Source organism: Streptomyces sp. NPDC101227 (assembly GCF_044767545.1).
GTDB lineage: Bacteria > Actinomycetota > Actinomycetes > Streptomycetales > Streptomycetaceae > Streptomyces.
This window is the reverse complement of sequence record NZ_JBIWOD010000003.1, coordinates 449,827-463,470: the sequence shown is the minus strand read 5'-3', so window position 1 is coordinate 463,470 and position 13,644 is coordinate 449,827. Positions and strand designations below refer to the sequence as shown.

11 protein-coding genes and 1 pseudogene are annotated in these 13,644 nt (G+C 72.2%); 4 read left to right on the top strand and 8 right to left on the bottom strand.

From position 1 onward, the window contains the following. Window positions 1–11 precede the first annotated feature (11 nt). The 5 genes and pseudogenes from ACIRPT_RS08885 to ACIRPT_RS08865 all read right to left on the bottom strand — a co-directional run bounded on the left by ACIRPT_RS08885 (window position 12) and on the right by ACIRPT_RS08865 (window position 6,732). Window positions 12–1,981: pseudogene (locus tag ACIRPT_RS08885) on the bottom strand (substrate-binding domain-containing protein). After that, window positions 1,971–3,560 (bottom strand): sugar ABC transporter ATP-binding protein, encoded by a 1,590-nt coding sequence (locus tag ACIRPT_RS08880; protein ID WP_403824288.1) that lies wholly within the window; start codon window positions 3,558–3,560, stop codon window positions 1,971–1,973. The pseudogene ACIRPT_RS08885 and the gene ACIRPT_RS08880 overlap by 11 nt, the downstream one beginning before the upstream one ends. 115 nt (window positions 3,561–3,675) lie before the next feature. Beyond that, a complete protein-coding gene (locus tag ACIRPT_RS08875; RefSeq protein ID WP_403824285.1) occupies window positions 3,676–4,674 on the bottom strand; it encodes a LacI family DNA-binding transcriptional regulator in 999 nt (332 codons plus the stop codon). 324 nt (window positions 4,675–4,998) lie between these two features. Then, window positions 4,999–5,427 carry an organic hydroperoxide resistance protein gene (locus ACIRPT_RS08870; RefSeq protein WP_400061119.1) on the bottom strand — a complete coding sequence of 143 codons (429 nt, stop codon included), beginning with the start codon at window positions 5,425–5,427 and terminating at the stop codon, window positions 4,999–5,001. A 282-nt stretch (window positions 5,428–5,709) separates the two neighbouring features. Continuing rightward, window positions 5,710–6,732, bottom strand: a complete 1,023-nt coding sequence (locus ACIRPT_RS08865; RefSeq protein WP_403824282.1) for an NADP-dependent oxidoreductase — start codon at window positions 6,730–6,732, stop codon at window positions 5,710–5,712. 116 nt (window positions 6,733–6,848) lie between these two features. Between ACIRPT_RS08865 and ACIRPT_RS08860 the strand changes: the two genes are divergently transcribed. Both ACIRPT_RS08860 and ACIRPT_RS08855 read left to right on the top strand, forming a co-directional pair. Then, window positions 6,849–7,280 (top strand): MarR family winged helix-turn-helix transcriptional regulator, encoded by a 432-nt coding sequence (locus ACIRPT_RS08860; RefSeq protein WP_403824279.1) that lies wholly within the window; start codon window positions 6,849–6,851, stop codon window positions 7,278–7,280. A gap of 92 nt (window positions 7,281–7,372) precedes the next feature. Then, window positions 7,373–7,996, top strand: a complete 624-nt coding sequence (locus ACIRPT_RS08855) for a disulfide bond formation protein DsbA (RefSeq protein WP_403824277.1) — start codon at window positions 7,373–7,375, stop codon at window positions 7,994–7,996. Here the strand turns inward: ACIRPT_RS08855 and ACIRPT_RS08850 are convergent. Beyond that, window positions 7,989–9,605 (bottom strand): MFS transporter, encoded by a 1,617-nt coding sequence (locus ACIRPT_RS08850; protein ID WP_403824274.1) that lies wholly within the window; start codon window positions 9,603–9,605, stop codon window positions 7,989–7,991. The genes ACIRPT_RS08855 and ACIRPT_RS08850 overlap by 8 nt on opposite strands. 169 nt (window positions 9,606–9,774) lie before the next feature. Between ACIRPT_RS08850 and ACIRPT_RS08845 the strand changes: the two genes are divergently transcribed. Next, window positions 9,775–10,725 carry a TetR/AcrR family transcriptional regulator C-terminal domain-containing protein gene (locus ACIRPT_RS08845; protein ID WP_403824271.1) on the top strand — a complete coding sequence of 317 codons (951 nt, stop codon included), beginning with the start codon at window positions 9,775–9,777 and terminating at the stop codon, window positions 10,723–10,725. Here ACIRPT_RS08845 and ACIRPT_RS08840 read toward each other — a convergent pair. Together ACIRPT_RS08840 and ACIRPT_RS08835 are read right to left on the bottom strand one after the other, a co-directional pair. Next, the gene (locus tag ACIRPT_RS08840) at window positions 10,718–11,986 is read right to left on the bottom strand and encodes a helix-turn-helix domain-containing protein (RefSeq protein ID WP_403512044.1); all 1,269 of its coding nucleotides are present in this window, start codon (window positions 11,984–11,986) and stop codon (window positions 10,718–10,720) included. The genes ACIRPT_RS08845 and ACIRPT_RS08840 overlap by 8 nt on opposite strands. Before the next feature lie 32 nt (window positions 11,987–12,018). After that, complete coding sequence (locus tag ACIRPT_RS08835) at window positions 12,019–12,165, bottom strand: hypothetical protein (protein WP_403512047.1); 147 nt, start codon at window positions 12,163–12,165, stop codon at window positions 12,019–12,021. 293 nt (window positions 12,166–12,458) lie between these two features. On the opposite strand from ACIRPT_RS08835, the gene ACIRPT_RS08830 reads away from it, so the two are divergent. Next, entirely contained in the window at window positions 12,459–13,448 is a 990-nt protein-coding gene (locus ACIRPT_RS08830) for a DUF3068 domain-containing protein (protein WP_403512050.1), read from the top strand. The last annotated feature ends 196 nt before the right edge of the window (window positions 13,449–13,644 follow it).

Sequence of the window (13,644 nt, the reverse complement as noted above, 5' to 3'; positions counted from 1 at the left end):
ATTTCTTCATCTCACCCGTCTGTCGTGAATTTCGCGGCGTTCTTCGCCGTCACCAGCACCACCGGCACCTTGACCGTCTTCGGCAGCTTCTCACCGCGGGCGGCCTTCAGCGCCCAGTCCACGGCCTGCTTGCCCAGCAGTTGCGGCTGCTGGGCGACGGTGGCGGTCAGCGTGCCGGCGCGGACCGCCGTGACGCCGTCCGGAGTGCCGTCGAACGCCACCACCTTGACGTCCTTGCCGGAGCGGGCGCCCAGCGCCTTGGACGCCCCGAGCGCCATCTCGTCGTTGGCGGCGAACACCCCGGCGATGTCGCGGTGCGCCTGGAGCATGTTGGACATCACGTCCATGCCCTTGGTGCGGTCGAAGTCGGCGGGCTGCCGGGCGACGACCTGGATGCCGGGGTACTTCCTGATGCCCTCTTCGAAGCCCCGGCCGCGTTCGCGGGCGGCGGAGGTGCCGGGCTGGCCCTCCAGGAAGGCCACCTTCCCCCTGCCGCCCAGGGATGCGGCCAGCGTGCGGGCGGCGAGGCGGCCGCCGGCGACATTGTCGGAGGCGATGGTCGAGCCGACCGCGCCGCCGTTGACGCCCCGGTCGATGGAGATGACCGGCACCTTCGCGCGGTTGGCGACGCCGACGGCCGGGACGGCGGCGTCGGAGTCGACCGGGTTGATGATGGCCGCCCTGACGTTCTGGCTGGTGAACGTCTCCATCTGGTTGATCTGCTGGGTGGGGTCGTTCTGCGCGTCGGTGATGTTGATCCGCAGCCCGCGGGCGTCCGCCTCGGCCTGGGCGCCTTCCTTGATGCCGACGAAGAACGGGTTGTTCATGGTCGACAGGGCCAGGCCCAGGTCCGTATGCCCGCCGCGGTCGCAGCCGGAGAGGGCGAGCGCCGCGGCCAGCGCGGTCGCGGCCAGCGCCGCCGCACGGCGCGTCACCGGCGCTCCCGGACCACGGGTCACTCCCGTACGGCCCTTCATCGCGCGCTCCGGCGGCGCAGCGTGTCCAGGAGAACGGCGAGCGCAATGACCAGCCCGGTGGCGACCTGCTGCCAGAACGCCGAGACGCTCAGCAGGTTGAGGCCGTTGCGCAGGACGGCGAGGATCAGCGCGCCGATGAGGGTGCCGGAAGCCTTGCCGGAGCCGCCGGAGAGGCTGGCCCCGCCGATGACGACGGCGGCGATCGCGTCCAGTTCGTAGCCGGTCGCGGCCTGCGGCTGGGCGGAGGTGAGCCGGGCCGCCAGGACGATGCCGGCGACCGCGGCGAACAGGCCGGACAGCGCGTAGATGACCAGCTTGCGGCGTTTGACGTTGATCCCGGAGAGGCGGGCGGCCTCCTCGTTGCCGCCGATCGCGAACATCGCGCGCCCGGCATAGGTGCGGGCCAGGATCAGCGCCGCGATCAGCCCCATCGCGATCATGACGAGTACGGGGACCGGCAGCCAGCCGCCGAGGGTGTCGCCGAGGGCACCGATGGAAGCGGGGAAGGGGATCGGCGAGCCGCCGGAGATGACCAGGGCCAGGCCGCGGCCGACGGAGAGCATCGCCAACGTGGCGATGAAGGCGGGGAGTTTTCCGTAGGCGACCAGCGCGCCGGAGACCAGACCGGCCGCGGCGCCGACCGCGAGGCCGAGGAGGACGGCGATCCAGACGGGCAGGCCCTGGTCGGTGGCCGCCCAGCCGACGACGATGGCGCAGAGCCCGGCGACCGAGCCCACCGACAGGTCGATGCCCGCCGCGACGATCACGAAGGTGACGCCGAAGGCGAGGATCGCGGTGACCGAGGCCTGGACGCCGACGTTGAGGAGGTTCTGTCCGTTGAGGAAGTCACCGGACAGCGCCGCCATGACGACGACCAGGGCTATCAGGCCGCCCAGCGGGCCGTTCCGCAGGACCGCGCGGGAGAACCACGCCCCGGGTCCGTCCCGGTCCGGTGCCGCGCCCGCCGTCTTGGCGGGGGAGGCCGTCTTCGTATCAGCGAACATCGAAGCTCTCCATCGCGCTCTTGTGGGTGTGGTCTGCGGGTGCCCGGACGGCCAGTTCCATCACGGCGTCCTGGGTGGCCTCGTCGGCCGACAGCTCGCCGGCCAGCCGGCCCTGGGACATCACCAGGACCCGGTCGCTCATCCCGAGCACCTCGGGCAGATCGCTGGAGATCATCAGGACCGCGCGGCCGGACGCCGTCAGGTCATTGATCAGCTGGTAGATCTCGACCTTCGCGCCGACGTCGATCCCGCGCGTCGGCTCGTCGAGGATCAGCAGCCTGGTGTCCGTGAGCAGCCATTTGCCGATGACGATCTTCTGCTGGTTGCCGCCGGAGAGGGTGCGCGCGGGCTGCGCCAGGCCGCTCATCCGGACCTTCAGCCGCTCGGCGACGGTGGCCGCTTCGCGTCGCTGGCCGGCCCGGTCCACCAGGCCGCCGCGGGTGTCGCGGTCGAGGCGGGCGAGGGTGAGGTTGTCCTGGAGGGAGGCGTCCAGGAGCAGTCCCTGGCCCTTGCGGTCCTCGGGGACGAGCCCCAGTCCGGCGCGCATCGCGGCCCGTACGTCGCCGCGGGCCAGCGCCTTGCCGTCGATCTCGACCGTTCCGGCGTCGTAGCGGTCCGCTCCGAAGATGGCCCGGACGACTTCGGTGCGGCCCGCGCCGACCAGTCCGGCCAGGCCCACGACCTCACCGGCGCGCACCTCGAAGCCGATGCCCTCGAAGGCCGGGCCTGCCGTGGTGCCGTTGCGGGTCAGGCCGGTGACCTTCAGCAGCGGGGCGCCGGGCCCGTCGGGGCGGCGGCGCGGGTACTGCTCGGCGATGTCGCGGCCCACCATCAGCCGGATCAGCTCGTCCTCGCCGGTGACGGCGGGCACCTCGGCGACCGAGCGGCCGTCGCGCAGGACGGTGACCCGGTCGCCGAGGGCGCCGATCTCGTCGAGGTGGTGGGTGATGAAGATGATGCCGACGCCCGACTCGCGCAGTTCGCGGACGATGGCGAAGAGCGTCTCGACCTCCTCGGAGGTGAGGACCGCCGTCGGCTCGTCCATGATCAGGATGCGGGCGTCGAGGCTGAGCGCCTTGGCGATCTCGACCATCTGGAGGCGCGCGATGCCGAGTTCGGCGACCGGGGTGTTCGGGGAGACGTCGAGGCGTACGCGGGCGAGCAGTTGGGCGGCGCGCGCCCGCATCGTCTTCCTGTCGACCAGGCCGAGGGCGGTGCGCGGCTGGCGGCCCAGGAAGATGTTCTCGGCGACGGTCAGACCGGGGACGAGGTTGAACTCCTGGTAGATGGTGGCGATGCCGAGGCGTTCGGCGTCCTGCGCGGAGCGGATCCGCACCTCTTGGAGGCCCTCTCCGCCGTCCACCAGGATGCGGCCCCCGTCGGGGCGGTGGGCGCCGGAGAGCATTTTGATCAGGGTGCTCTTGCCCGCGCCGTTCTCGCCGAGCAGGACGTGCACCTCGCCGCTGCGCAGGGTCAGATCCACGCCGTCCAGCGCGCGCACGCCCGGGAACGACTTGGTCACCCCCGCCACGCGCAGCAGTTCGCGGCCGCCCGGTACGTCGTCGTTGACGCCGGTCATGCGCTGCCTCTCTTCCTTCGGGGTCCGGTTGCTCGGTTCCTCGGGTTCCTCGGGTCTCTCGGGCCTCTCGGGCCTCACGCGTTCCTCGCGTTTGTCGCGTTTGTCGTACGGCTCGTCAGGGGGCGCTCTCGCCGCAGGAGCGGCGCGTCACGAGGCGGGCGGGCAGCAGCACCGAGTCGGCCGGGCGGCCCTCGATGCGCGCCAGCAGGGTGTGGACGGCGGCCCGGCCCAGTTCGCGGGTGGGCTGGGCGATGACGGTCAGCGGCGGGTCGGTGTGGGCGAACCACGGCACGTCGTCGTACGACACCAGCGCGACGTCGTCGGGGACCCGCAGCCCGCGCGCCTTGAGCTCGTCCATCGCGCCGAGCGCCATCAGATTGTCCGTGGCCAGCACCGCGTCGGGCCGCTGCGGCAGGTCGAGGAGGTCGCTCATCACCCGGCGGCCGCCGGTGTGCTGGAGGTCGGCCGTGGCGCCCACGCGTTCGTCGGGCAGATCGATGCCGTGTGCGGCGAGCGCGGTGCGGAAGAGTTCGAGGCGCTCTTCGCCGGTGGGGGTGCCGGCCGGGGCGACGATGATCGCGGGGCGGCGGCGGCCGAGGGCGGCGAGGTGGGCGGCCAGGTCGGTCATCGCGGTGCGGCCGTCGGCGCGTACGCAGGGGGCGTCGATGCCGGGAACGGTGCGGTCGAGGAGGACCAGCGGGGTGCCGGAGCCGACGACCTCGCCGAGCATCGCCGAGCCGGTGCCGGCGGAGCTGACCAGCAGGCCGTCGATGCGGCGGTCGAGCAGGGTGCGGATGTAGTCGTCCTGCTGCTCGGGGCGTTCGCCGGCGTTGCCGATGACGAGGCTGTAGCCGAGGCTGCGGGCCTCGTCCTCGACGGCGTCGGCGAGCTCGGTGAAGAAGGGGTTGGTGAGGTCGCTGATGATCAGGCCGAGGGCGCCGGTACGGGCGGTGCGCAGGGCGCGGGCGACGTTGTTGGGGCGGTAGCCCAGCTCCCGTACGGCGGTCAGCACCCGCTCGCGGGTCTCGGCGACCGGGCTGTGGCCGTTGAGGACCCGGGAGACGGTGGCGACGGAGACTCCCGCCCGCTCTGCCACCTCTTTGATGTTCGCCATGGCGCCGTTGCCGTCCTGTTCGTGCGGTCCGCGTCGTTGCGGGGCCGGCCCGTTGGGTGTCCGGCCCGTTGCGGGGGCCGGCGGGTCATCGATTCCGTACCGTGCAATCGATCCCGAGCCATCGATCTCGTCTGCTTGTGTAATCGATTCCATGATTCTGTGCGAGGCCCTACGTAATCGATTACACGGCTGCCCCGTCAAGGCGCCGTCGATGTGGCCTGCGTCACATGGATGACCTGGGCCGCCCCGCTCATGGCCGAGGGCCGCACCCCAGCTGGGGTGCGGCCCTCGGCTTCGGGCTCTGCGGCAGGCCCGCCGGACGCGTCAGGCGACGGTCAGCTTGACCTCGATGTTGCCGCGGGTGGCGTGGGAGTACGGGCACACCTGGTGCGCCTTCTCCACCAGGGCCTTGGCGGTGTCCGCGTCGACGTTGGGGATCGAGGCGGAGATCTCGACCGTGAGGCCGAAGGCGCCGGCCTCGGTCTTGCCGATGCCGACCTTGGCGGTCACGCGGGAGCCGGAGACATCCTGCTTCTCCTGGCGGGCGACGACGCTGAGCGCGCCCTGGAAGCAGGCGCTGTAGCCCGCCGCGAAGAGCTGCTCGGGGTTCGTGCCGGCGCCGCTGCCACCCTGCTCCTTGGGCGGGTTGACGACCACATCGAGCTTGCCGTCGTCGCTGGCGACGCGGCCGTCGCGGCCGTTCTCGGCGGTGGCCACGGCGGTGTAGACGACGTCAACGGTCGGGATGGACATACAAATCCTCCTGTGATTCGCCGCGACTCGCGCCCACGGATCGCGACGGCTTGCCGCTGAGCCTAACGGGCGGGGGCAAGAGGGTGGGGGAACGGGGGCGGTGGGGCGGGGCGGGGGGCCGCCGAGGGGGCGGCGGAGGCGCGGAGTCCTCCGGCTCCCTCCCCCCCCCCGGGCCCACCCCCACCCCGCCCCACCACCGCCGGTTGCCGGGCCTCACCGTGGGCCCTCCGCCATTGACCCTCAACCATCAGGGGCTTCAGCCGATGGCGCGGCCCGTGGGGGTCATCCCTCCAGGCTCACGATCATCTTTCCGGTGTTCTCGCCACGGAGCATGCCCAGGAACGCCTCGACGCCGTTCTCGACGCCGGTCACCTTGGTCTCGCGGTACTTGAGCTCGCCGGAGCGGATCCAGGCGGAGACCTCCTCCACGAACTTCGGCTGGAGGTCGGCGTGGTCGCTCACCAGGAGGCCCTGCATGCGCAGGCGCTTGCCGATCACCATGGCGAGGTTGCGCGGGGCGGGGCTCGGCTCGGTGGCGTTGTACATCGAGATCATGCCGCAGACCGCGATCCGGCCATGGACGTTGAGGGCGGAGATGGCCGCCTCGAGGTGGTCGCCGCCGACGTTGTCGAAGTAGACGTCGATGCCCTCGGGCGCGGCCGCCCTGAGCTGGCCCATGACGTCGTCGCCGTGCTTGTAGTTGAAGGCGGCGTCGAAGCCGTACTCCTCCACCAGGAGCTTGACCTTCTCGTCGGAGCCGGCCGAGCCGATGACCCGGGAGGCGCCCTTGAGCCTGGCGATCTGGCCCACCTCGCTGCCCACGGCGCCGGCCGCGCCGGAGACGAAGACGGCGTCGCCCTCCTTGAAGGAGGCGACCTCCAGCAGGCCGGCGTAGGCGGTCAGGCCCGGCATGCCGAGCACGCCCAGGTAGGCGGTGATCGGGGCCAGCGACGGGTCGATCCTGGCGGCGCGCGTGGCGTCCAGGACCGCGTACTCGCGCCAGCCCAGGCCGTGCAGGACGTGGTCACCGACGGCGATCGACTCGGCGCGCGAGGCGATGACCTCGCCCACCGCGCCGCCGTCCATCGGCTGGTCGAGCCGGAACGGCGGGACGTAGGACTTCACGTCGTTCATCCGGCCGCGCATGTACGGGTCGACGGAGAAGTGCTGGTTGCGGACGAGGATCTGGCCCTCGCCGACCTCGGGGACCGCGGCCTCGCGCAGCGCGAAGTCGTCCGGGGTGGGCCAGCCGTGCGGGCGGGCGATGAGGTGCCATTCGCGGCCGGTTGCGGGCAGTGCGGACATGAGCGCGATCCTCCAGCTTGCTTCGGCCCGAATACCTCAGGCTCGATGTTTCATGTACTGAAACAATGATGCTCCTCGATATTTCATGTTGTCAAGCAATTGGGTATCCTGGTGTCATGACAGCGCGCGCAGACTCCCTGACCGTCGAGGTCGTCGACCTGATCGGCACCGTCGTCGCCCGGTACTACGAGGAGTACGAGCACGCCGCGGCCGAGCACTCCCTCACCGGCGCGCAGGCGCGGGTGCTCAGCCTGCTCTCCATCGAGCCGCTGCCCATGCGCAAGGTCGCCCAGCGGCTGAAGTGCGAGCCGTCGAATGTCACCGGGATCGTGGACCGCCTGGAGTCCCGCGGCCTGGTGGAGCGCCGCCCGGACCCGGCCGACCGCCGCGTCAAGCTGGCCGCCCCCACCGCCGAGGGCGCGCGTACGGCCGAACGGCTGCGCACCTCCCTCGACTTCGCCCGCGAGCCGCTGGGCCAGCTGACCGTCGCCGAGCGCACGCTCCTCAAGCAGCTGCTCCAGCGGATGCTGGGTATCGCGCCGGAGTAGCGCACGGGCGGCCCCCGGGCAGGAAATGGCCCAGGAACGCCGGGGGCGAATGTCCCAGGTGGCGGGCTCCGCGGCGCTCTAGTCTGATCCGCATGACGCCCCAGAACCCCGCCCGCCACACCGTCGACTTCTACTTCGACCCGATCTGCCCGTTCGCCTGGATCTCCTCCCGCTGGATCCTGGAGGTCGAAAAGCACCGTGACCTGGATCTGCGCTTCCGGGTGATGAGCCTGTCCGTGCTCAACGAGGGCCGCGAGGACCTGCCCGAGAAGTACCGCGATCTGCTGGATGCGGGCTGGGGCCCGGTGCGCGTGTGCATCGCGGCCGCCCAGGAGCACGGCGAGGAGGTGCTGCGCGATCTGTACACCGCGCTCGGCACCCGGATCCACAACGACGGCCGCGAGGACACCGCGACCGTCATCGAGGAGGCGCTGGCCGAGGCCGGGCTGCCGGTGGAGCTGGCCCGCGCCGCCGAGCGGGACACCTACGACGACGCGCTGCGCAAGAGCCACCACCAGGGCATGGACCCGGTCGGCGAGGACGTCGGGACGCCCACGATCCACATCGACGGGGTCGCGTTCTTCGGCCCGGTCCTGATGGCGATCCCGCGGGGCGAGGACGCGGTACGGGTCTTCGACGGCGCCCGACTCCTGGCCGGTTACGACAAGTTCTTCGAGCTGAAGCGGACCCGGACCGGGGAGTTCGACTTCAGCTGACGGGGGCCTCGGGGGCGGACGTGACGGTTGTGGCGGCCGGGTCGCTGACGGCCGTCTCGTTCTCCGCACCCTCCGCCGTCCGCACCGCGCGCAACAGCGCCACCGCCAGTACCGCCGCGCACACCATCACGCCCGCCGCGCCCAGCACCGCCGCCCGCAGTCCGTCGGCGAAGGCCGCGCGGGCCGCGGTCAGCAGCGCCTCGCCCGCCCGGCCCGGCAGTTGGCCGGCCACCGCCGCCGCACCGGCCAGCGTCTCGCGCGCCGCATCGGCCGCCGCCGGGGGAAGCCCGGCGGGCAGCGCATCGCCCATGCCGGACCGGTAGAACGCGCTCCCGACGCTCCCCAGGATCGCCATGCCCAGCGCGCCGCCCAGCTCCGTGCCCGACTCCAGCACCGCCGAGGCCGAGCCTGCCCGCTCCGGCGGGGCAACGCCGATGGCCAGTTCGTTGCTGAGCGACACCACCATCATCAGGCCCCCGGCATAGACCGCCGAGGCGACCAGGACGTACCAGAGGGCCGAGCCCGGCTCGAGCCCGGACAGCCAGGCGAAGCCGCCGGCCGCGATGACGAACCCCAGGCCGATGACGTACGCCCGGTCCATCCGCCGGGCCAGCACCGCGGCCAAGGGCGCCATCCCGCCCACCGCGAGGGTCGGCAGCAGATTCCACAGCGCGGCTTCCAGCGGGCTCATGCCCCGTACGGACTGCAGGTACTGGGTGAAGAAGACCGCGCAGCCGACGAGCGCGAACATCGCCAGCAGGTTCATCAGCACCGAGACGCTGAATCCGCGGTGCCGGAACAGCTCGGGGTCGAGCATGGGGTGGCGGGCGGTGCGCTGGCGGTGGACGAAGGCCGCGGCGGCCGGCAGGCCGATGACCAGGGCGATGACGGACCTCGCGGTGAAGCCGTCGCGGGCGATCTCCTTGATGCCGTAGACGAAGGGCAGCATGGCGAGGAGGGACAGCAGCGAGCCGGGCAGATCGAAGCGGCCGGCCGCCGGATTCTTGAACTCCGGCAGCAGCAACGGCCCGCAGACCAGCAGCAGCACCATCACCGGCGTGTTGATCAGGAACACCGAGCCCCACCAGAAGTGCTCCAGCAGCACGCCGCTGAGCACCGGCCCGACCGCGATGCCGCCCATGGTGGCCGCCGACCAGATGGCGATCGCCTTGCCGCGCTGTCCGGCGTCGTGGAAGAGGTTGCGGATCAGGGCGAGGGTGGACGGCATCAGGGTCGCGCCGCCGATGCCGAGCAACGCCCGTGCGGCGATGAGCATTTCGGCGCTCCGGGCGTACGCGGCGAGTCCGGAGGCGAGGCCGAAGAGGAGGGCCCCGGAGAGCAGGAGTCTGCGGCGGCCGATGCGGTCGCCCAGCGCGCCCATGGTGATCAGCAGGCCGGCCAGGACGAAGCCGTAGACGTCCAGGATCCACAGCTGCTGGACGCCGCTGGGCTTCAGCTCCTGGGTCAGGAACGGCACCGCGAAGTAGAGCACCGAGACGTCCATCGAGATCAGCAGGCAGGGCAGCAGGAGGATGCCGAGCGCGGTCCACTCGCGGCGGCCGGCCGGCGGCTCGGGTGCGCGGGAGGATGTGTACGGGGTAAACGACATGAGTGACACCGTAAGCAGGGCGTGTTTACGCGGCAAACGGCAGGCAAGAAAAGGGAGTTGGAGATGCATCACACTAGTGCGCCAGTCGGCGCAAGGCGTCGGTGGTGCGCCCGCTGTTACGCTCACGGCCTGTGAATTGGCCCTGGTGCACTAGTACGGAGGATGCCCCGTGGCGCAGCCCGAACCGCCGCCGTTCCGCCGGATCGTCGAGGAGATCCGGCGCCGTATCGACTCGGGCGAGCTGGCGCCGGGCGACCGGGTGCCGTCGACCCGGCGGATCACCCAGGAGTGGGGCGTGGCGATGGCGACCGCCACCAAAGTGCTGACGACGCTGCGCCAGGAGGGAGCCGTGCGGGCCGTGCCGGGCGTGGGGACGGTGGTCGCCGAGCCACCGCCGCAGCGAGCCGCCCGCGGCGAGGGTCCGCGTGAGCGCCGGCCGCGCGAGGGCGACGCCGGGCTGAGCCGCGACCGCGTCGTACGGGCCGCGATCAAGGTCGCCGACGTGGAGGGGCTGCGGGCACTGTCGATGCGCCGGGTCGCCGCCGAGTTCGGGGTGTCGTCGATGGCGCTCTACCGGCATGTGGCGAACAAGGACGCGCTGGTGCTGCTGATGGCGGACGCGGCGTTCCAGGACGTACGGCTGCCCGATCCGGCGCCGGACGGCTGGCGCGACCGGATGGAGGCGGGCGCGCGGCTCCAGTGGGAGCTCTACCGGCGGCATCCCTGGCTGGCCCAGTACCTGTCGGTCAGCCGGCCGCAGCCGATGCCCCGGGCGATGGCGCTGATCGAATGGACCATGGCACGGGTCGTGGGAATGGACCCGGTGACGCTGATCCACATGGCCATCACGATGCTGAGCTTTGTGCAGGCCACCGCCGCCGGCTTCGAGGACGACCTCGATGCCGAGCAGGAGACCGGGATGGACCAGGACCAGTGGATGGCGGCGATGGGGCCGGAGTTCGAGGGCATCCTCACGTCCGGCGCGTACCCCATGTACGCGGCGATGGCGGGGACGAAGGAGGACACGGTGAACCTGGAGAGCATCTTCGAGTTCGGGCTGGCCCGCATCCTCGACGGCATGGAGGCGCTGGTCACGCACACGGCGCCGGGCGCTAGCTGAGCTCGCCCCGTAGCCGTCGCGCCCGTAACACCAGTTCCAGCTCGAAGCGGCGGTCCGGGTCGTCCACCTCGGCGCCCCACAACTCCCGTATCTGGCGCAGCCGGTAGCGCACGGTCTGCGGGTGGACGCCGAGCCGGGCGGCCACCTCGGGGGCGCCGCCGCGGGTCTCCAGCCAGGCGAGGAGGGTTTCGGCGAGGCGGCGGGCGTGGGTGGGGCCGCAGCGGGTCAGCGGGGCGAGGCGGCGGCGGGTGAGGTCCTCGATCAGTTCCTCGGGCGGCAGCAGGACCAGCGCCTCGGTGTGCTCGGTGCACTGCAGCAGTTCGCCCGCGGGCAGCAGTCCGCGCTCCGTCAGGTCGACCGCGGCCCCGGCCCAGCGCAGCGACTTGGCGGCATCCAGCAGCGGTACGGCGGGCCCGATGGCGCCCGACCAGCCGGCCGCCGCGCGGGCCAGCAGCTCGCGCCGCCCGGGGGCGTCCGGTTCGGGGACCACCATCCGGGGCCGTTCGCACTCCATGTCCAGCAGGACGTCGGAGGCGACGGCGGGCGCCACCGCCTCGCGGGCCGGGCGCAGCAGGACCGCGACGGCGACGCGTTCGGGCAGCGGCCAGCCGATGCGGGCGGCGCGTTCGGCGAGCGGAGCGAGGGAGCCGCGGGCGGCGGTGGGGGCCGCCGCGCCGCCGCCCGGCCCCGTGCGGGCGGCGCGCCTTGCGGTGCCGGCGGCGCTCGCGAACAGCTGCTCCATCAGGCGGCGTTGCAGCCGCAGCCGCTCCCCGGCCTGGCGGGCGGCGGCCTCGGCGTAGCCGCGTACGGATTCGGCGACCAGCCCGTCGAGGTACTCGAAGCCCGACTCGGCGAGTTCGTACATCGCGGGTGCCGGGATGGCGACCTCCTGGCCGATCTCGGCGAGCCGCCGCCAGGCCAGTTTGACGCCCAGCCGGTAGATGGCCTGGAGGGCGTCGAGGCTGCGGCCCTGGATGCCCTCGCCGCGGCCGAATTCCTGGAAGACCCGGGGGTGGACGTGCGGCCGGTCCAGTCCCGCGGTCATGTGCTCGACGAAGTGCTCGAGGGACTGCCGGATGCCGACCAGGGCGCGGGGTTCGCCGAACTCATCGGGAATCAGCGGTAGTTGAGGGTATGCGTGGCGGATCTCGCGCAGGATGCCCTCGGCCAGCGCGGGCACCTCGTCCAGGGCGAGGGCGGCGAAGCGGCGCACCTGGCAGGGCGGGACCTCCCGCCAGGCGGAGCGTAAGGCGGTCACCATGGCCCGGCCCTCCTGCGCATGTCCGGCGCGTCCTATTCGCCGGTCCGGTCGAAGGTCACCAGCGGCACATTGGGCTGCCGGGGGGTGGCGTCCAGGGCGGCGACGATGCCGAGCGCGGCACCGACGGCGAGGGCGGCGGCGGCCAGTGCGGTCAGTGCGGCGGCGAGCGTTCGGTGCATGGCGCGGCGAGCCCTTCGTCGATGCCGGGGACCCTGGCCGGTCCCCGTCGAGGCTGGTACGGCACACGGCACGGCCCCATGGCGTACGGGTCGCCGGGTACGGATCGGGGCCTGCTCGGTGCCGCGTCCCACAGCGCGGCACCACGGCAGTCGTGGTGCCTGCCGAGTGTGGAAGGGCATTGACTGGCTGTCAAGAGTTCCCTTACGTTCCCGGCCCATGGCGCCCCGGACCCGCCGGCGCCGCCGCACGTGCACCAGAGCGTGTTCCCCTCACCGCTTCCAGGAGTGCTCGTATGCCCGAATCCGGCACACCCGCCGCCGCGGCCACCGCCGCCCGTACCGCCTCGCCCCTCTCGCTGATCCTGCTGGGAATCGGCGTGTTCCTGCTGGTCCTGGCGCCCCTGCTGGCCTGGTACGTCACGCCGCGGGCCAAGGTCACACCGGTCGATGTCGATGTCACCACGGTCTTCACCGGCACCGGCAGCTACTTCGACACCGGGGCGCTGACGACCCGTAAGCGGCAGAAGATCACCATCACCCGGCATGTGCTGGGCGATGTCGCGGCGAGCGAGGAGAGCGGCCGGGCGGTGTGGGACGTGTCCACAACGGTCGACACGCCGCAGACGCTGGCCCTGAAGGATCCGCGCAAGGCGTTCCAGTGGACCACCGAGCGCTGGGTCACCGACCGGCGCAGCAACGCCCCGGTGCACTGCTGCCAGGAGGCGCCCACCCGCTTCGACGGCGATGCGTACCTCAAGTTCCCCTTCGATGTGCAGAAGAAGAGTTATCGGTGGTGGGACAACACGCTGGGCGCGGCCGTCCCGCTCCGCTTCGCCGGTACGAAGACGATCCAGGGGTATGCGGGCTATCGCTTCACCGGGACCGTGCCGGCCACGAGGACCGGCAGCAGGCAGGTGCCGGGCAAGCTGGTCGGCCGTCCGGAGCAGGGGCAGATCCAGGCCGAGGAGTGGTACGCCAATTCCGGGATCGAGGTGGTCGTCGACCGGCGTACGGGGCGGATCATCAGTGCCGCGATCTCGCCGCTGAAGACGCTGCGGGCACCCGGCGCCCGGCGTGACGCGGTGACCTTGCTGCGCGGCGACCATCTCGAGTTCACGCCCGCCACGCAGCGGGCGCAGGTGCGGCTGGCCAAGGCCGACAGCGACAAGCTGGCGCTGGTGAGCGGGACGCTGCCGGTGGGTGCCGCGGCGGCGGGCGGGGTGCTGGCGCTGGTGGGGGTGGTGCTGGTGGTGCGTGGGAGGAGGCCGGGCGGCCGATCCTGAGCGAAGTGATGAACCGTCAGTCCCATGGGACCGGGTTTTTGTCACTCCGGTGAGTAGCCGCGGCGAGCCGCGCGGCGAAAACTGTCCACCCCACACCGGCACCACCCACGCACCACCCGCACCGCCCAGCACCGCCCCGCGCCGTCCCCCGCACCGCCCCGCACGACTCAGCACGCAGTACGTCCCCCACCGCTGG